The sequence below is a fragment of the Rhodococcus sp. HNM0563 genome, from assembly GCF_012726195.1.
Taxonomy (GTDB): Bacteria; Actinomycetota; Actinomycetes; order Mycobacteriales; family Mycobacteriaceae; genus Rhodococcus.
In genome coordinates this window covers 547,852-566,082 of sequence record NZ_JAASAF010000001.1, presented here as the reverse complement: position 1 = coordinate 566,082, position 18,231 = coordinate 547,852, and the positions used below count along the sequence as shown (strand labels likewise).

Annotated in this window: 18 protein-coding genes and 1 riboswitch; of the genes, 4 read left to right on the top strand and 14 right to left on the bottom strand. The window is 66.6% G+C overall.

Annotation, left to right across the window (positions count from 1 at the left end):
• Positions 1-4 precede the first annotated feature (4 nt).
• Complete coding sequence (pknB, locus tag HCA61_RS02735; RefSeq protein WP_169686395.1) at positions 5-2,044, top strand: Stk1 family PASTA domain-containing Ser/Thr kinase; 2,040 nt, start codon at positions 5-7, stop codon at positions 2,042-2,044.
• Between the two features lie 63 nt (positions 2,045-2,107).
• On the opposite strand, the gene HCA61_RS02730 is transcribed toward pknB, so the two are convergent.
• From HCA61_RS02730 to HCA61_RS02675, 12 genes are all read right to left on the bottom strand, one after another.
• Entirely contained in the window at positions 2,108-3,493 is a 1,386-nt protein-coding gene (locus HCA61_RS02730) for a 3-deoxy-7-phosphoheptulonate synthase class II (RefSeq protein WP_169686393.1), read from the bottom strand.
• A 46-nt stretch (positions 3,494-3,539) separates the two neighbouring features.
• Entirely contained in the window at positions 3,540-4,031 is a 492-nt protein-coding gene (locus HCA61_RS02725; RefSeq protein WP_169686390.1) for a polyadenylate-specific 3'-exoribonuclease AS, read from the bottom strand.
• 30 nt (positions 4,032-4,061) lie between these two features.
• Positions 4,062-4,811: a lysophospholipid acyltransferase family protein gene (locus HCA61_RS02720; protein ID WP_169686388.1), complete on the bottom strand. Its 750-nt coding sequence runs from the start codon at positions 4,809-4,811 to the stop codon at positions 4,062-4,064.
• 130 nt (positions 4,812-4,941) lie between these two features.
• The gene (locus tag HCA61_RS02715) at positions 4,942-5,922 is read right to left on the bottom strand and encodes an ROK family protein (RefSeq protein ID WP_169686386.1); all 981 of its coding nucleotides are present in this window, start codon (positions 5,920-5,922) and stop codon (positions 4,942-4,944) included.
• 17 nt (positions 5,923-5,939) lie between these two features.
• A complete protein-coding gene (locus tag HCA61_RS02710) occupies positions 5,940-6,350 on the bottom strand; it encodes a hypothetical protein (protein WP_346777468.1) in 411 nt (136 codons plus the stop codon).
• Positions 6,347-7,531 carry an ArsA-related P-loop ATPase gene (locus tag HCA61_RS02705; protein WP_277351977.1) on the bottom strand — a complete coding sequence of 395 codons (1,185 nt, stop codon included), beginning with the start codon at positions 7,529-7,531 and terminating at the stop codon, positions 6,347-6,349. The genes HCA61_RS02710 and HCA61_RS02705 overlap by 4 nt, the downstream gene beginning before the upstream one ends.
• A gap of 35 nt (positions 7,532-7,566) precedes the next feature.
• Complete coding sequence (locus HCA61_RS02700) at positions 7,567-8,004, bottom strand: SRPBCC family protein (RefSeq protein WP_169686382.1); 438 nt, start codon at positions 8,002-8,004, stop codon at positions 7,567-7,569.
• A gap of 123 nt (positions 8,005-8,127) precedes the next feature.
• The gene (locus HCA61_RS02695) at positions 8,128-8,523 is read right to left on the bottom strand and encodes a polyketide cyclase / dehydrase and lipid transport (RefSeq protein ID WP_169686380.1); all 396 of its coding nucleotides are present in this window, start codon (positions 8,521-8,523) and stop codon (positions 8,128-8,130) included.
• Between the two features lie 37 nt (positions 8,524-8,560).
• Entirely contained in the window at positions 8,561-9,730 is a 1,170-nt protein-coding gene (locus HCA61_RS02690; protein WP_169686378.1) for a glycosyltransferase family 4 protein, read from the bottom strand.
• Between the two features lie 64 nt (positions 9,731-9,794).
• Entirely contained in the window at positions 9,795-11,129 is a 1,335-nt protein-coding gene (locus tag HCA61_RS02685) for a hypothetical protein (protein WP_169686376.1), read from the bottom strand.
• 72 nt (positions 11,130-11,201) lie between these two features.
• Positions 11,202-12,248 carry a C40 family peptidase gene (locus HCA61_RS02680; protein WP_169686374.1) on the bottom strand — a complete coding sequence of 349 codons (1,047 nt, stop codon included), beginning with the start codon at positions 12,246-12,248 and terminating at the stop codon, positions 11,202-11,204.
• Between the two features lie 184 nt (positions 12,249-12,432).
• Entirely contained in the window at positions 12,433-13,005 is a 573-nt protein-coding gene (locus tag HCA61_RS02675; RefSeq protein WP_169686372.1) for a C40 family peptidase, read from the bottom strand.
• A gap of 15 nt (positions 13,006-13,020) precedes the next feature.
• Positions 13,021-13,183, bottom strand: a riboswitch (cyclic di-AMP (ydaO/yuaA leader).
• A gap of 450 nt (positions 13,184-13,633) precedes the next feature.
• On the opposite strand from HCA61_RS02675, the gene HCA61_RS02670 reads away from it, so the two are divergent.
• Together HCA61_RS02670 and HCA61_RS02665 are read left to right on the top strand one after the other, a co-directional pair.
• Positions 13,634-15,382: a DEDD exonuclease domain-containing protein gene (locus HCA61_RS02670; protein WP_169686370.1), complete on the top strand. Its 1,749-nt coding sequence runs from the start codon at positions 13,634-13,636 to the stop codon at positions 15,380-15,382.
• 50 nt (positions 15,383-15,432) lie between these two features.
• Positions 15,433-15,708, top strand: coding sequence for an Lrp/AsnC ligand binding domain-containing protein (locus tag HCA61_RS02665; protein WP_169686368.1), 276 nt, complete (start codon positions 15,433-15,435; stop codon positions 15,706-15,708).
• 90 nt (positions 15,709-15,798) lie between these two features.
• Here HCA61_RS02665 and trpD read toward each other — a convergent pair whose 3' ends face one another.
• Together trpD and HCA61_RS02655 are read right to left on the bottom strand one after the other, a co-directional pair.
• Entirely contained in the window at positions 15,799-16,863 is a 1,065-nt protein-coding gene (gene trpD, locus HCA61_RS02660; protein ID WP_169686366.1) for an anthranilate phosphoribosyltransferase, read from the bottom strand.
• A 137-nt stretch (positions 16,864-17,000) separates the two neighbouring features.
• Entirely contained in the window at positions 17,001-17,447 is a 447-nt protein-coding gene (locus HCA61_RS02655; RefSeq protein WP_169686364.1) for a hypothetical protein, read from the bottom strand.
• A gap of 139 nt (positions 17,448-17,586) precedes the next feature.
• On the opposite strand from HCA61_RS02655, the gene HCA61_RS02650 reads away from it, so the two are divergent.
• Positions 17,587-18,201 (top strand): heme-copper oxidase subunit III, encoded by a 615-nt coding sequence (locus HCA61_RS02650; protein ID WP_169686362.1) that lies wholly within the window; start codon positions 17,587-17,589, stop codon positions 18,199-18,201.
• Positions 18,202-18,231: the final 30 nt, after the last annotated feature.

Below are 18,231 nucleotides of genomic sequence, written 5' to 3'. Positions count from 1 at the left end.
CCGGGTGACCGCTGGAGGCGACCACGTGGTCGGCAAGCTCCTCGACCGGCGCTATCTGATCGAAGCACGGATTGCCCGCGGTGGCATGTCGACCGTGTACCGCGCTACCGACCAACGTCTCGATCGCCCGGTCGCGGTGAAGGTCATGGACCACCAGTTCGCTGCCGACCCCCAGTTCCTCGCGCGGTTCGAGTTCGAGGCCCGGTCGGTGGCGCGACTCAACCATCCGGGTCTCGTCGCGGTATACGACCAAGGACAAGATGGTGACGACGTATTCCTCGTCATGGAACTCGTCGAAGGAGGCACACTTCGCGAGCTACTTCGCGAGCGCGGACCCATGCCTCCGCACGCCGCCGCTGCTGTGGCAGCGCCCGTGCTCGGTGCGCTCGCGGTAGCCCATCGGGCCGGCCTCGTGCACCGCGACGTCAAACCCGAGAACATCCTCATCTCTCGGAACGGCGAGGTGAAGATCGCCGATTTCGGGCTTGTCCGCGCAGTGGCGGCCGCGAATACGACCTCGCGCAGTGTGATCTTGGGTACGGCCGCCTACCTCTCGCCGGAGCAGGTCACAACCGGTAATGCCGACGCGCGCAGCGACGTGTACTCGACCGGCGTACTGATCTTCGAGATGCTGACCGGACGCACCCCTTTCACTGGCGATACGTCGCTGTCGGTTGCGTATCAGCGCGTCGAGAAGGACGTACCCGATCCCGGAACCTGGATAGACGGTGTTCCGGAAGAGTTCGACACACTGGTACGTCGTGCGACAGAACGTGAGCCGGCCGAACGATACGCCGATGCGGGTGCGATGGCCGATGCCCTCACCGACCTCAGCGACGCACTCGATCTTCCTCGCTACCGGGTCCCGGCGCCCCGGAAATCCGCGATCACGGCGAAGACTGCCTCGGCCCCCACACCGCCGTCGCTCACGGGGAGCGCAGTTCCCGAGACCACCGCGATCAGGCCGCAGGCTGCGGCTACCGCGGATGCGGCCCCGACCGTGGTCCATCGGGCGGCGGCTTCGCCGACCCCGCAGGGCCACGCCCAACCGCAGCACACCAAGGTCGTCACGCGAGAGCACGCCCGAGACGAAATCCAGGGACGTCACAACGATGGTCCCGGAGCCGGCGACAGCACGCAGGTCGATTACCGTGCGAACCGACGTGCCTCCCGACGCACCACCACCGGCTGGATCGTCGGGATCGTCGTACTCGCACTGTTCATGGGCCTGGCCGGATGGTGGCTCGGGTCGGGGCGGATGATCGACATTCCTGCGGTACAGGGCATGGATGCTGCCGCGGCTGCCGCAGCCGTCGAGACGGCCGGTGCGGTGGTGGAGACCCGCGGTGAGTATTCGGACGCGGTTCCGATCGACACGGTGCTCGGTACCGATCCGGCGGCGGGCTCGCAGGTTCCGCGCGGCGACACCGTCGCGCTGCTCGTATCGTTGGGGCGACCGACGGTGCCGGGGGTCCCTGGAGGGGGCGACCGGAACACGGTCGAGGACGAACTGCGGCGGCGCACGTTCGAACCGGTCGACGGCGGGACGGCGTTCAGCACATCGGTCCCGGAGGGGTCGGTGGCGGCGCTCGATCCCGCCCCGGGCACCGTGCTCCCGGTCGGCGCGAAGGTCGAGGTGATCATCAGCAAGGGTGCTGCACCAGTGGAACTTCCCGATCTGGAGGGCCGAACGGTCGACGCCGCGCGCGCGGCACTCGAGAAGGCCGGCCTGACAGTCCAGGACGAACGAGAGGTGTTCGATCCCGATGTCGACGCGGGCCGGGTCTCCGGAACCGATCCATCCGAGGGTGACCGGGTCGGAGCGGGCGGCACAGTGACACTGCTCGTGTCGAACGCGGTGAAGGTGCCGTCCATGATGGGGCGTTCGGTCGGGTCTTCACGAGAAGAACTGGAGCGGTTGGGACTGGATGTGGAAGTGCGACAGCTCGCCGACTCGGACCGATCCGTGGTGATCGGGCAGAGTCCCGCTGCCGGGAGCAGAACCGAACCGGGCACTACGGTCGTGCTGACCGCCGTGCCCTGATCCGTTCTGCTCCACGGTCCTCGGTTGGCCGGCCGGATGGACCGGCCGGGCTCGCCCGTCGGCTCAACCGCGCAGCATCTCGGCGACGAGGAACGCCAACTCGATGGACTGCTGTGTGTTCAGTCGCGGATCACACGCGGTCTCGTACCGCCCGTGCAGGTCGACGTCGGAGATGTCCTGTGCTCCGCCCAGGCATTCGGTGACGTCTTCGCCGGTCAGCTCGATGTGGATCCCGCCCGGGTGACTGCCGAGGGCACGGTGCACTTCGAAGAAACCTTGGACCTCGTCGACGATCCGGTCGAAATGGCGGGTCTTGTACCCGGTCGACGACTCGTGGGTGTTGCCGTGCATCGGGTCGCACTGCCAGATGACCTTGTGACCGGTGGCCTCGACGGCCTCGATGATGCCGGGCAGCAGGTCGCGGACCTTCGAGTGCCCCATCCGCGAGATCAGGGTGAGCCGACCGGGCTTGTTGTGGGGGTCGAGGCGTTCGACGTACTCCACGGCCATCTCGGGCGTGGTGCTGGGACCGACCTTCAGACCGATCGGGTTGGAAAGCAGCTCCGCAAAAGCGATGTGGGCACCGTCGAGCTGCCTGGTCCGGTCGCCGATCCACAGGAAGTGGGCCGACAGGTCGTACAGGCGGGGCTCGTCTCCGGTGGTGTCGAGGCGCAGCATCGCGCGCTCGTAGTCGAGCACGAGCGCTTCATGACTCGCGTAGATGGTCGCGGCGCGCAGGTTCGGGTCGATGACCCCGCAGGCGTCCATGAATCGCAGGCCACGATCGATCTCCGAGGCCAGTGCCTCATAGCGGGCTCCGGCCGGCGACGACGCGACGAATTCGCGATTCCAGTCGTGGACGCGATGCAGGTCTGCTTCGCCACCGGAGGTGACTGCACGCACCAGGTTCATCGCGGCGCTTGCGTTGGCGTACGCCCGGACCAAACGGGATGGGTCGTGCCCGCGGACAGCCGCGTCGGCGACGATGGAGTTCACCATGTCGCCGCGGTACGACGGCAACCCGAGGGCGTCGGTGTCGGACGAGCGCGGCTTGGCGTACTGCCCGGCAATACGCGCGACCTTGACGACCGGGGTCGACGCACCGTAGGTCAGGACGACAGCCATCTGCAGCAGTGTGCGGATGTTGCCCTTGATGTGCGGTTCGGTGTTGTCCATGAACGTCTCGGCGCAGTCACCGCCCTGCAGCAGGAAGGCCTCACCCCTCGCGACGGCCGCGAGTTGATTCTGCAGTTCCTCTACCTCGCGGGGCACGGTGATCGGCGGGACGCTCTCGAGGACGGTCCGCATTGCCGCGGCCTGGTCTTCAGGCCATGTCGGCTGCTGCAGCGCAGGCTTGGACAACGCGATGTCGAGCTTTTCGCGCAGTTCCGAGGGCAGCGGCGGAAGTTCGGGCAAGCGGTCGATCGGTACGTCGACGGTCCAGTTCACTCCACCAGGATATGGCCCCGACCGCAGCCGGTCACACAGACCCGGCTCATCGCGTCCGGCGGGCCACCTCGATTGCGTCGAACTTCGCGAGATTGTGACGCGCATCCGTCAGCGCATCGTGGTTGTCGTCGGGCACCGGCGGGAGCACCGGGGACCCGTGTTGTTCCCAATGCTGCCGCAGCTCACGTGTGAAACGGGGCAGTACATCGGGAAGCTCCGGCATCGACCCCCACAGCTGGACCAGCGCCACATGGTCGTATGCACCGATCCACGCCCACAACTCGGGCCGAATACCCACACGGGGCACGAGGAATTTCAGGAGGTCGTCTCGGATGCGGCTCCGCGACTTCCAGGCAGGGTGGTTCTGGGGCGGCAACTTGGGTAGAACATTGCGACGAACCCACGGGCCTGCACGCTCCGGGTCGAACTCGGTGGACACCGCGTAGAACTCGCGCCCGTCCTCGCAGACCACACCTATCGATACGAGTTCGATGGTGCGTCCATCCTCGATGAACTCGCAGTCGTAGAAGTAGCGCACGTCGTCACATTATGCCCGCGACGCCGTGCGTCACCCCGCCTGGGTGTCGGGCATGCGGTCGGCCTCGGGTGTGACGGCAGGGTCGGTCGGTGTCGCCGTAGCCTTCGGAGACACGTCCTTCAACGAGGCGGCATAGACGTCGACGTACTCCTGACCGGACAGCCGCATGAGGGAGTACATCACTTCGTCGGTGACAGTGCGCTCGACGAAGCGGTTTCCTCCCATTCCCTCGAACCGGGAGAAGTCGATCGGCTCACCGACCCGAACAGTGATCTTGGCCGGCTTCCACATCTTGGAGCCGATCGGGTTCATCTTGTCGGTACCGATCATCGCGACGGGAATGACGGGTACTCCTGTCTCGAGTGCGAGACGCGCCAGTCCGGTCTTGCCCTTGTACAGACGTCCGTCGGGCGAACGAGTGCCTTCCGGGTAGATACCGAGTAGCTTGCCTTGCGCGAGAACCCGCGCGCCGGCGTTCAGTGCGTCCTGCGCGGCATCCGCACCCGTCCTGTCGATCGGAACCTGGCCGACGGAGGAGAAGAACCAGCGCTGGAATCGCCCCTTGAGCCCGGTGCCGGTGAAGTACTCGCTCTTGGCAAGGAAGGTGATACGTCGTTTCGCCAGTAACGGCAGATAGAACGAGTCGAGCACGGCGCGATGGTTGCTGGCGAGAATGGCGGGTCCACCCGTCGGGATGTTCTCGCCGCCTTCGAACTTGGGCCTGCCCATAAGCCAAAGCAGTGGGCCCAGCAGGACGTACTTGAACAGCCAGTACCACATGGCAAACCTTCCCGGGATCGTCGACGCGGGCTCACAAAGCCCGCCGGTCGACTCTACGTCGATTCGAGGGTCACACGCACACCGCCGACGTGCCCGGCTCCACGCGAACGAGCAGTAAGTGACGAGAATCTCAGAACACCGAGGGTTCGTGACCGTCCGCCATGGCCCGGCGTGCGAGGTCAGCAGCACCGATCAGTCCTGCGGCGTCCCCGAGTTGTGCGGCGCGAACCCTGGCAAGAGGTCGGTGTCCGGCCCCGGTCGACGCCGCCGCGTAGTGCTCTCGCGCGTCGTCGAGGAACAGCGACGCCGACCCCGACACTCCCCCGCCGACAACGATGAGTTCCGGGTCGTACACATCGGCGACGATCGACAACCCCACCCCCAGCCAGCGTGCGAACTCGGCCATGGCTGCCAGCGCGAGAGGATCTCCGTCCTGCGCAGCACCGGCGATCCGGCGACCGGTCAGCGATCCCGGATCCGCAGTCGTTCCGGCAACCAATTGCGAACGCCCCGGATCTGCGGCGAGCATCTCGACTGCGATGTCGACCAGCGCGGTGCCGCTGCAGTATCGCTCCCAACACCCTCGTTTACCGCAGGGACAGGGCCTGCCACCCGGCACCACCTGCAGGTGGCCGAGTTCGGGAGCCACTCCGTGCGCGCCTCGGAAGATTCGGCCGTCCAGCATCAACGCGGCGCCGATGCCGGTGCCCAGCGCTACCAGCACCGCGATGCGACTGCCCGCGGCAGCACCGAACCTGTACTCGGCCCAGCCCGCCGCATTCCCGTCGTGTTCGAGGATCACCGGAAGTCCGAACCGGGCGGTGAGCCGTTCTGCGATCGGGGCATCGACCCACGGCAGGTGTGGGGCGAATCGGACGGTGCGGCAGTCCGCGCTGAGGAATCCGGCGACTGCCAGCCCTACTGCCGAGACGTCGTTGCGGTCGCCGAGTAGCCGCACGACCCTGTGCAGCGCGTCCTCGAGCACCGGCACCGAACCCGGTGTCGGTGCTCGAGCAGAGTCGATCACCGCACCGGACGCATCGACCACGGCGGCACGGATGCTTGTGCCGCCCACGTCGATACCGATGGTGTGCCGTTCGGGTTGCGCCATATCGCCAGTGTCCGCTGTCAGGGACGGATAGTGACGGAGATGGGTACGAAACCACCTCGATCGGGTGGCTCCGGAGGCGGTGTACCGTCCGGACTGCTGCCGGGCTCGGTCGGCGGAGGGGGCAGGAAACGCGCTAGCAGCTCGCGGACGATCGCGATCAGCGCAGCGAGTTGCGATGCCAGCTTGGCGATCAACTCGTGGTTCTCACCCCGGACGAGAGCTGCGACCGCGCAAAGCGGGCACCAGGTACAACCTCCTGCAGAAGGTGCAGGTGCACTCGACTCGGCCGCATCGTTGTTCGTCGCCGCGTCCGTCTGCGCCGCACCGTCTTGCGCCGTCACCTGATCGACCAGGGCCTCGACACGGTCGAGGACGGTATCGGCGAGGATCCTCAGGTCGTTCAGGAGGTCGTCGTGATCCGAACTCACTTCGGCCACACCGCCGGATCAGGGACGAATCGCAGCAGCAGGTCGGTTCCGTCGAATTCTGCCTCGGAGACCGTGCACCGACGCAGGCCGGATGCCAGACGCAGCCGGCGACGAATTCCGTCGGCGCCCACGACGAGGTCGTCGGCCACCCTGCCCAGGGTGAGTGACGAAGGGTCGGCGACCGGGAGGTGCATTCGCATCGTGTACACCGCGTCCACCCCTGTTCCAGTGTCGTGACCGATCCGGACCGGTTCGACGTCTCTCCCCGGCCGCGGCGGATCCCGGTCGTCTCGGTGGTCCTGCGCCATCTCGCCGAGCGCCCGTAAGCCTATCGGTTCGTTGTTCCGCCGCTCGTATACGACTACCGGAGCCTCGGTGACCAGCACACGGATCTCGTCCACGACGGCGGACTGCGCCGCCCGCACAGCTGCGACCCACTCGGCGGCGGACCCGTCGTCGCCGAGGTCGGGCAGGAGCCCGTTGACGATCACGGCGTCGAGCCGCAAGGTGGCCATCGCGGTCCAGGAACGAAGCCGACGCAATTCGGCGAACCCTGCGCGGTCCGGAGTCGTCACAAGTGTCGCGCCTGTACGGGTGCGATCGTCGAGCAGGTCGCGTAGCGCGCCGAGTCCTCCCAGAATCCTGTCGTAGAGGGCCACGACCATCATCAATCGGGGGTCGGATCCGGTCGCGGCGGCAATCCGACTGTGTTGCGGCCAGATTCGATCCATGTAGTCGGCGAACGTGCGGGGCGATGCGATCGAGCGGAATGCGTCGGCAGATGCGGGTGCGTCGACGATCACGGTGCGCCATCGTCCGTCAGCGGCGAGGCGGGCCACTTCGGTGAGCGCGAGAAGCTCTTGCACTGCAGGCAATCCGATGAGTTCCTCGGGGGCCGGTAGATCGAACTGGCCGGCGTGTTCGTGTCCCCCCGCGAAGGTTGCGAGTCGATGCAGGCTCGCATAGTGCTGCTCCAGCAACCCGAGTGAATCGACTTCGAGGATGTCGAGACCGTCGCACACGGACGTGAGACCGGACCCCGCATCGACCGCGAGAACATCGGCCAGCGAGTGCGCCTGATCTATGGAGACGAGGAGCACGGAGCCGTCGGCGCGCGCATCGGTCAGAGCCGTTGCTGCTGCGAGAGTGGTCTTACCCGCTCCTCCCTTACCGAGGAACAGCCTTACGCGGGCGGGTGCCGTCCCGCTCTCGGCGCTCAGCCTTCCACCTGCTTCTTCAGTTCTTTCAGTGCGGTATCCGTGATCACCTTCTCGGCCTTTCTCTTGAACAGGCCGATCATCGGGATGGTCAGGTCGACGGTGAGTTCGTAGTCGACCACTGTGCCCCCGCCGGGGGCATCCCCGAGGACGTAGCTACCCGATTGAGCCTTCTGGATCTCGCCGCTCTCGAGCTTCCAGCTGACTGCGCGGCCGTCCGGCGCCCAGCGGTATCGCAGGACATAGGTGTCCTTGACGATCCCGGCGTCGAGGACGAACCGGACAGTTTCCGCGCGACCGTCAGGCCTCCGCTCGAGGACCTCGACGGTCTTGGCCGACTCCACCCAGGTGGGGTAGGCGTCGAAGTCCGCGATCACAGCCATCACCTGATCTGCCGGTGCATCGATGGTGATCGACCTCTTGGTCTTCTCGGCCATTCGACGAAGACTCCTTCTCAGTCCGTCCCGTGTACTGAAGGTGCGCGGCCGCCTCCATGTTCGGAGGAGCCGATACCGACGCCGTTGTCTACCACATACCGTATCGACACGGTATCGGTCCGCTCAGGACCGGTCGCTGGGAGCCTCCCCGGCGGGGCGTCCCGCTTCGAGCCGAGCCTTGACCTCGAAGGTCATCTTCTTCCCCGCGACCCTGCGTTCCCGGTTCATGGCCGGCAGGTCGAGTTCGGTCACCCGTTCGGGGGCGATGCCGGTCGGTTCGCAGTGCAGGAAGTAGTGGATGATCGCACCGTCGAGTGAGGGCTCGAGCCACACTTCCATCGTCCCGGTCAGCGAACCCGACACGGCCCATCGGATTCCCTGCTCGGCGCGGTCCTCGCGGACGGTCAACGCGAGGTCCGGCCACCACACCCGCCAGCGGTCCGGCGCTGCGATCTCCGCAGCGATGTGGACGGGGTCCGCCGCGATGAAGCTCTGATCCGACACCTGAATGCTGCTCACGCGGACAGCTTCACATACACGGCACCCCGTCGGTTCGTCACCCCGCAGTTCGGTGCGTGATTCCCGGTCGTTGCGGCGCTCCGCTCAGCAGCTCCCGCAGCTTGGCACCGAGAACATCCCAGCGCCACTGGGTCGACACCCACCGCCGACCGGCAGCTCCCATCGCCGCTGCCCGGTCGGGGTCGGCAAGGACACCGGTTATCGCGGTCGCGACAGCGGACACCGAGGTGCCGTCGACGACGAATCCGGTCTCCCCGTCCCGGACCGTCTCGGGAGCACCGCCGGACCTCCCCGCAACCACCGGGACACCTGTGGCGGAAGCTTCGAGGTAGACGATCCCGAGACCTTCCACATCGAGTCCGGCACCGCGGGTGCGACACGGCATCGCGAACACGTCCGCGATCGTGTGATGTGCTGCAAGCTCTGCGGCGGGCACACCGCCGGTGATGACGACGTGGTCCTCGACGCCGTTCTTACGCGCCAGCTCACGCAGCGTGTTCTCGTACGGGCCTCCGCCGACGATCACAAGCACGGCGCCGTCGATGCGACGTCGGATTTCGGGCAGTGCCCGAATCAGAACGTCCTGACCTTTCCGCGGCACCAGCCTCGACAGGCACAGCACCGTCGGCCTGTCCCCGAGTCCGTACCGGTCGCGGAGTTCGGCACGCGCTGCGGGGTCCGGCCGGAACACCTCGGTGTCGACGCCCGACGGCAGGTGTTCGAGGCCGGCCTGGGGACCGAACGCCGCCGCAAACCGGCCTCGGGTGTACCGGCTGACGAAAGTAACGGTGTCGGTCTCGTTGCCGATCCGACGCAGCGCCTGCCGGCCGCCGGGCACCATCGACCAACCCACTTCGTGACCGTGTGTGCTCGCCACGATCCGTTCGGCGCCGGAGCGCCGCAGTACGGGAGCCAGCAATGCCAGCGGCGCGGCGGCACCGAACCACACCGTGTCACACCCGGTGTCGGCGAGCAGACGAGACGCGCGACGCGCGACCGCGGGAGTCGGCAGCATCAGGGTGGTCGGATGCCGCACGACTTCGAACGGCTGGTCCGCGTCGTAGCGGACGTGGCTGTCTCCGCGCCATCGCGGTGCATACACGACGATCTCGTCGGCGGGCAACTGCGCCGCGAACAACCTCAGGTACGACTGGATGCCTCCAGGCCGGGGCGGAAAGTCGTTGGTCACCAGCAGCGTTCGCGACATGGCTCTACCGTAGGGCGTGGAGTTCGGGCCCGCTGTACGGGGGCCCCGTCGACGGGAGAGCGTGTCAGAGTCGGTTCGAGAGCCACTCGCCCCACCGGTCGACGACCTCATCCACACTCGCTCCCACAGTAGCGGCGAAGTCATGGCTCAGGTCGTCGCCTGCGGGGCCGTCGGCGAGTGCACGGTACAGGGCGGTCAGCTGATCTCGGCCGTGCTCTTCGGCAAGGAATGCCGCGAGACTCCACGCGGTCTCGTAGGCGGTGCGGGATCGGTCCGGGTCAGCGAAGTCGTCGTCCGTGGGGATCTGCGACGGTGCGCCACGGAGAACGACATCCTCGGCGAGGTTCGGGGCGATGCGGCGGAGATCTGCGCCGGTCACGGGCACCCCGTCGTCGGACCGGTAGCCGATGTAGTCCGCGTATCCCTCGAGGATCCACAGCGGTGATCCATCCACAGTTCGCGGCCGCGCCGCGATGTGCGTCAACTCGTGCCGGAGCACCGCGCGCAGACCCTGTCGCGAAAGTCGACTGCCGGCCGCCGGGCTGAAGACGATGCGTTGGCCGGTTGCTCTGTCGCGCTCGGGGTCGACCGCATCGGAGATCGCGACCGCTGCGATCTCGTCACCGTTGTGGGCAGTGCCCACCAGGTCGGTGAACTCGTCGCGACTCGAGGTAACCCAGATGAGCGATCGTTTCGGCCAGTCGGCCCCCCATACTTTCGAGACCGCGTCGACAGCGGAGGGCAGTTCGTCCGCGATGTCAGCGGCAAGGTCGGCCGTGTCGGGGTGAGCGAGGATCATCGACGTGCCACCCGCCGTCGCGGTCGTCGTCACGTCGAGCGGTCCGTGATCCCACGGGCCTCTCCACGTCGTGGACACCGAATCGGGAAGGGGTCGGTCGGACGCGATCTTCCATCCGTCGTCGCGAGAAACCACCAGCAGTGTGACGGGCTTACGCGTCGGCGCCTCGTCGACGCCGGCGATCTCGTACCGCAGCAGCGCCGTGAGCGACCGTACGGGGTCGCCTCCGAACCGGTCGCTCACCTCACCGGGAACACCGACTGTCGGTTCGGCGCCGAGTTCGTATCCGAAATCGGCCAACGGCACGCTGCGAAGCGCCCGGGCACGGTCGACCTCCGCCTCGAGCAACTCGGGACCGGTACCGGTACCGGTGTCGACAATCCCGGCGAATGCTGCACGGTCGTCGGTACGTACGGCTTCCGCCCAGGAATCGAGAAGCGCTTGCAACTCCACACGGACGGCGGATTCGGATTGCTCATCTGCGTCGAGGTCGACGAACAGCACTCCGACTGTCGTCGCCGCAACCACGAGGGCGGCGAGCCCGATCCATTCCCACGGCAGTCGACGACGGATTCGGGGCAGGGTCTCCGGCGCGGGCACGGCGGCAAGTGTATGCGGCGTCTCCCGCCATGCTCTGTGCCGACTGTCGTGTCGGTAGGTCTCCGGAGACGGTCAGTAGCGCCGCGCACTGTGGAACGGGAAGCTGTCCATCGACTGCACCTTGACGGGGACACCGAACGTGGAGGCATGCACGATGTTTCCATCCCCCGCATAGATGCCTACGTGGGAGGCGTCGTTGTAGAAGATGATGACGTCGCCGGGCTGGAGGTTCTCGCGCGAGACCGGCGTTCCGCCCTGAGCTTGCGCTTGACTTGATCGCGGCACGGTCTTTCCGACCTGCTGGTACGCCCAGACCACGAGTCCGGAGCAGTCGAACTGGTCGGGTCCGGTGGCTCCCCACACATAGGGGTCGCCGATCCGGGTGAGTGCGGCTCGAAGGGCTCCCGCGCCGTTGCCGGGGATGAGGTGCTGCATGATGCGGTCGGCGTCGAGACCGGGTGGGAACGGGGTCCCTGCGAGGATCGACTTCTCCTCGTCGCTCAGGTTGTCGAAGGCCTCGAGAACAGCGGCGATCTGTACTTCGAGTTCGGTTTCCTGACGCTGGAGGTCGTCGCGCAGCGTCTGCGCCTGTTCGGCTGCAACGCGCGCGGCTTCGGCCGAGTCCTGAGATGCCGACGCGGCGGCCACTGCTGCGTCGGTCGCCCGGCGGAACCCTTCGATCTCACGATCGGTCTGCGCGCCGAGGACGTCGAGCATCACCATCTGGTCGAGCAACTGCTGGGGCGAGTCGCTGACCATCACGGCGAAGAGACGATTGGTGCGCGAACCTCGGTAGTTGGCCTGGGCGAGCTTGTCGACAGTGGGTTTGAAGCGGGCCACTTCGGCCTGAGCTACGGCGAGCGCGTCGCGATCGGCGGCGGCACGAGCATCGAGGTCGCGCTGCTCCGCGAGCCGGGCTTCCAGTTCGACCCCTGCGTGGTGCAGCGCTTCGGTGGCCTGCTCGGACCGACGTGACAGGTCGGCGAGATGCTCGAGTTTGGCGGTGGGACTGTCGCCGATGGGGTCGGCCACGGCCGGCGCGGAGGTCAGAGCAAGGAGGAGAAGTACCCATGCGGTGAGAGCAGTGCGAACGGACCGTCTGACGGGAACGGAGAACACGACGCTTGTCTTCCTTTCGCAAAGATCTCGATCAGGTTACGGAACCGTATAGCTTCGTGTCTACCCACGGGTAGCGCATCGCAATTCGTTATTTGCGGTGTTCGCCACCATAGGCCGCACCCGTCAATGAAGTGAGGGTGGACCGGTAGCCACCGATCCACCCTCACAAGGCACTGCTCGTCGATCAGAAACGGCGAGCGCCGTCCACAGGCATCGAGTCCAGCGGAGCGACCTTCACCGGCTGGCTCGAGGTCGAGGCGTGCACGATGTTGCCGTTGCCGATGTAGATACCGGTGTGGCTGCCGCCGTAGAAGGAGACGACGTCGCCGGGCTGCAGCGCACCGACCGACACAGCCTGACCCGCAGTGGCCTGCTGGTAGCTCGTACGCGGGACACTGAGTCCGACCTGCTGGTACGCCCACTGCACAAGACCCGAGCAGTCGAACGCGTTCGGGCCGGTGGCGCCGTAGACGTACGGAGAGCCGACTTTGCTGAGCGCGGCGTCGGCTGCCCGCTGACCGACCGAACTGAACGGCGCGGTGAACGGGGCGGCGGGGGCGGCTTCAGGAGCAGGCGGAATGAGGTTGGTGACCTCCGGAGGCAGGGTCACACCTGCGGGAAGTTCGAAAGTGCCGACACCGGGGATGGTGACGGGCTCTGCCATCGCCGGTCCGGCGGTGACGGTGATTGCACCGAGCGCGAGGGCACCGGCGACGAGGGCGCGACGCACTGCACGCTTGTTGTTCTGCGAGACCACGAGGGGTTGTTCTCCAATTCTTCCGTTCACCCGCCGACCGAGTTAGCTGACGGATTCGGGCCGGAAGATCAGCCCTACCCCTCGCCGCGAGTGCGACGGAAGGGATTCACCCCAGTAACACGTGTGGGTCCCCGGCTCGGACGCTCATGTCGAGCGGCCGATTAGGCGGTTACCTAGCGGCTCCGACCCTCGGGAGTGGGCCGGACGAACTATTCCGCTTGGTCTCAGGAAGGTTACGAAACTGCATCACCGAGGCCAACCCGAACTCGCCGAAAATGCGCATTAAGTCTGTTTCGCGCGGTTTGGGACTCGAATTGGGCCACATTGATAACAACCCGATAACGGCACTGAGGGTCACTATCCTCGGGTGTCGGCCCGATCCGGATGGCCCACGCGAACAGTCTGCACACCGCCGTAACTCATCCCAGCTCAGAGCGTCTCGCAACCTCTTTGCAGCCCCCGAAGCGACCACGCGAACACAGTACGGCGACCGCTTCCCGCCCCGAAGGCAGCGCCTCGCAGACACCGATCCGATCCACCCCCTCCAGGCGTCCTGTGATCCTCGTCTCATCGGTGCCGGAAAGTCCGGTTTCCGTGGGTGTCGGAGGCGGTTTCTACCCTCATGCGCATGACGTCGTCCCCTACCGCCTCCGACACCGTCCACGGTGTCCAACTCAGTTTCGACGAGCTCGACACTCCCCTCCGCGACACCACCTTCGTCGTGGTCGATCTCGAGACCACCGGTGGACGCTCCGGCGACGACGCCATCACGGAGATCGGCGCAGTGAAGGTGCGCGGCGGTGAAGTCCTCGGCGAGTTCGCGACCCTGGTCGACCCAGGCCGGTCCATCCCTCCCGAGATCGTCCGCCTCACAGGTATCACCACGGCGATGGTCTATCAGGCGCCACGCATCGAGGAAGTGCTTCCCGCCTTCCTCGAATTCGCCACCGGTTCGGTCCTCGTAGCGCACAACGCCGGGTTCGACACCGGTTTCCTCCGCGCCGCGGCCGCCCAGTGCGATGTTCCGTGGCCGCGGTTCCCCGTCGTCTGCACCGTCAAACTGGCCCGGCGGGTCCTCGGGCGCGACGAGGCACCCTCGGTGAAACTCTCTGCACTCGCCGAACTGTTCCGCGTCTCGACACGGCCCACACACCGCGCACTGGACGACGCGCGCGCAACCGTCGACGTCCTGCACGCCCTCATCGAGCGCGTCGGCAACCAGGGGGTCCACAGCCTCACCGAACTACGCGACTACCTCCCCGCCGTCACGGCGGAACAGCGTGCCAAACGCACCCTCGCCGCACATCTGCCACAGCGCCCCGGCGTGTACCTGTTCCGGGGCCCCTCGGACGAGGCACTCTATATCGGCACGGCCGTAGATCTACGTCGTCGTGTCCGCAGCTACTTCACGGGTTCGGAAACCCGACCGCGTCTACGCGAGATGGTCGCGCTGACGACTCGCATCGACCACGTCGAATGCGCGCACGGCCTCGAAGCCGGGGTTCGCGAACTCCGGCTCATCGCCGCCCACACGCCCCCATACAATCGACGTTCCAAATACCCCACCCGTGGGTGGTGGATCACGCTCACCGACGAACCGTTTCCACGCCTGGCGATCTCGCGGACGCCCTCGCCCGACGCACTCGGCCCGTTCTCCGTCCGGAACAGTGCCGCCGATGTGGCGGCGACCCTTGCCGAATTCACCGGACTACGCACCTGCACCCGCCGGATCGGCCGTTCCGCTCGCCACGGCGACCGCTGCCGACCCGACGCCGTCGGCGCCTGCTCGGCAGCCTCCTTCGGGCCGCAGAGCCCCGAGGAGTACTCCGCTCAGGTTCTGCGGGCACGTGCGCTCCTGCGTGGCCAGGATGCCTCCTCTATCGCGCAGGCCCACGAACGCATCGACGAGTTGGCAGGCAAGGAACTGTTCGAGAACGCGGCACGGCTACGCGACCGCACTGCCGACGCGATCCGTGCGCTACGACGCACGCAGCGCCTCGCGGCACTCGCAGCCATCGACGAATTGATCGCTGCCCGCCCGCGCCCCGAAGGCGGGTGGGATTTCGCAGTGGTGCGCTCCGGCCGGCTCGCGTCGGCGGGTGTTGCGGAACGCGGCGTACGACCCATGCCGGTCGTCGAAGCGATCGCTGCCAGTGCGGAAACGGTATTGCCCGGTCCGGGTCCGCTGCGCGGTGCGGCCTCGGAAGAGATAGGCCTGGTCGCGCGGTGGCTGGATTCCGACGGGGTGCGCATCGTGCGAACCTCCCACGGGTGGTCCGAACCTGTCGAGGGTGCCGGTCGGTGGAGCGAATGGGCCGAGTTGGCACGAGCGGCGTCCGGGGCGGTCCCTGAACCGGATGGTCACCGCATAGGCTGATCGTCACCGGAAGAAGACCTGCGCCACCGGAGTACAGACAAGGAGCCCCCATGATCAACGCCATCGTTCTGATCGACGCCGACGCCCACCGCATACCGGAAACCGCTCGGGCGGTAGCCGACCTCGCCGGAGTCGACACGGTGTACTCGTGCGCCGGGGACGTCGATCTCGTAGCGATCGTGCGTGTCCGCGACCACGAGCAGATCGCCGAGGTGGTCACGCGGGGCATCAACAAGGTCGACGGCGTGACCAAGACGGTCACACACATCGCCTTCCAGTCCTATTCGAGCTCCGACATCGAGGCCGGCTTCTCCATCGGGAACTGATCGTCCGCGAGCACAGACGGATCGAGTGGCGCCCGCGGTCGGCGCGCGGGCACCACCGTCACACCGAGGTCGTCGCGGTCAGCGCTGGCCCTAGACCCCGAGTCGGGTGGTCACCGCAGCCCATTTCTCGAGCACCTGCGCGGCCGCACCGCTGTCGATCGAGGTCGCAGCCACTTCGAGTCCGGATGCAAGCGCATCTTCGAGCCCACTACCAAGGCCCTGGAACGCAGCGATCGCACCCGCTGCGTTGAGGAGCACCGCATCCCGGACGGGTCCGGTCTCGCCGGCAAGGCAGGCCCGAGCGATCACCGCATTCTCGGCGGCGTCGCCGCCCCGGAGCGCTTCGAGCGGGACCCGCGGGATCCCGAGCCGCGTCGGATCGAGCGTGCGGGTCTCGACGGCACCGTCGCGCACGATGTGCACGGTCGACGTCGTCGACGTCGTCAACTCGTCGAGACCGTCGTCGCCCCGAACGACCAGCGCCGAATTGCCCCGCTGTGCAAGCACGCCGGCAATGGTCGGAGCCAACGACTCGAAGGCACAGCCGATCAGACCGGCGCGGGGGCGCGCAGGGTTGGTGAGCGGGCCCAGGACGTTGAACACGGTCGGGATGCCGATCTGCTTGCGTGGCGCAGCCGCGAACCGCAGCGCCGGGTGGTACACCGGCGCGAAGCAGAATCCGATGCCTGCTTCGTCGAGCGAGCGCGCAACCTGTTCCGGACCCAGATCGATATGGACCCCGAGTGCTTCGAGTACGTCGGCGCCGCCGCTCTTGGACGAGGCGGCGCGGTTGCCGTGCTTGACCACCCGGACGCCCGCTCCTGCCACCACGAGCGCTGACATCGTCGAGATGTTCACCGTGTTGGCGCGGTCGCCGCCGGTACCCACGATGTCCACCGTGTCGTCGTCCACCGGCACCAGGTTGGCGTAACCGAGCATCGTGTCCGCGAGCGCCCGCAATTCGTCGGACGTCTCGCCCTTCATCTTGAGTGCCACACCGAACGCCGCGATCTGCGCGGGGGTCGCGTTGTCGGAGAAGATCTCGTCCATGGCCCAGACGGCCTCGGGTCGCGTCAGATCACGACCTGCGGTCAGAGATCCGAGCACTGCGGGCCAGCTGGCAACCACCTCGTCCGCCGCCTGCCTCGCGTTCATCGCACCCACCCTTCACCACATCCGACTCGCTACCGGAGCACTGTTGTGCCCTCCGCTCGGAGAGCTTATTGACGTCCTCCCGGCCGTGAACAACCGGGATTCCCACTGCGGCGCTGCCCGCACGACCGAAGGCCGCGTCATTCGGGCTGAAGAGCGTCCCATCCGCGGGCATCGCCACCGAGCCGTTGCGCCAGCGAGGCCATCCGCGACTTCTCTTGAGCACAATGCATCGCGTCGAGGAGCTGAACCCGCTGCAAGATCAGGGAGACTCGGGTCACTCCGTCCTCGGAAGGTACCGGGGAGGGAGGTGCAGCGGCGACGTAACCGTCCTGACCGGCCAGTGCGAGTGCCTCCTCGACCGCCTCCGCAGGCAGTTCCAGATGGTGCCTCAGTACTGCGTCGTCGGATTCGGCCCAATGCGGCGCGTCCTGCGCGCCACGATCCAGTGCGGTGGAGCAGGCCTCCGAGTCGTCGAACGACTCGACGACGACCGCGAGATCCGATCGGGTGATGTCGAGACGCTCGGGGACACGGCGCGCAAAGAGTCGACGGATTCTTCCCAGCACACCCGGTTGTTCACTCATACCGCCACCTTCACATCCGTCACCCCTGCAACCCGTCCGGGTCCCGGAACTCGGCATTTCTCGCCCCGAGAGCAGCAATGACGCGCCGATTTCGGCCCCGATTGCCCAACACGTACTACGACGGGTCATACTAGCCAGCGTGACGAGCGCAGTAGGGACTTCAGGATCTGCAATCACACAGCGCGTGCACTCGTTGAACCGGCCCAACCTGGTCAGCGTCGGCACCATCGTGTGGTTGTCCAGTGAGCTCATGTTTTTCGCAGGGCTCTTCGCCATGTATTTCGTGGCGCGGGCACAGGCTCCGGAGGGCATGTGGCCTCCGCCGCCCACCCATTTGAACCTGTGGCTGGCGGTGCCGATCACGGCGGTGCTGATCGCATCGTCCTTCACCTGCCAGCTCGGTGTGTTCGCAGCAGAGCGCGGCGACGTATTCGGCCTCCGGCGGTGGTACATCATCACCCTCGGCATGGGCACGTTCTTCGTGCTCGGCCAGGGCTACGAATACATCACCCTGGTCCAGCACGGCACCACCATCGCGGGCAGTGTGTACGGCTCGGTGTTCTACATGACCACCGGCTTCCACGGCCTGCACGTGATCGGTGGACTCATCGCATTCGTGTTCCTGCTGTTCCGCACCAAGGTCAGCAAGTTCACCCCCGCGCAGGCCACCGCAGCAATCGTCGTGTCGTACTACTGGCACTTCGTCGACATCGTGTGGATCGCACTGTTTGCCACGATCTATTTCATCCGTTAGCCAGCTGAACGCTTAGGCAGCCCCCTGACG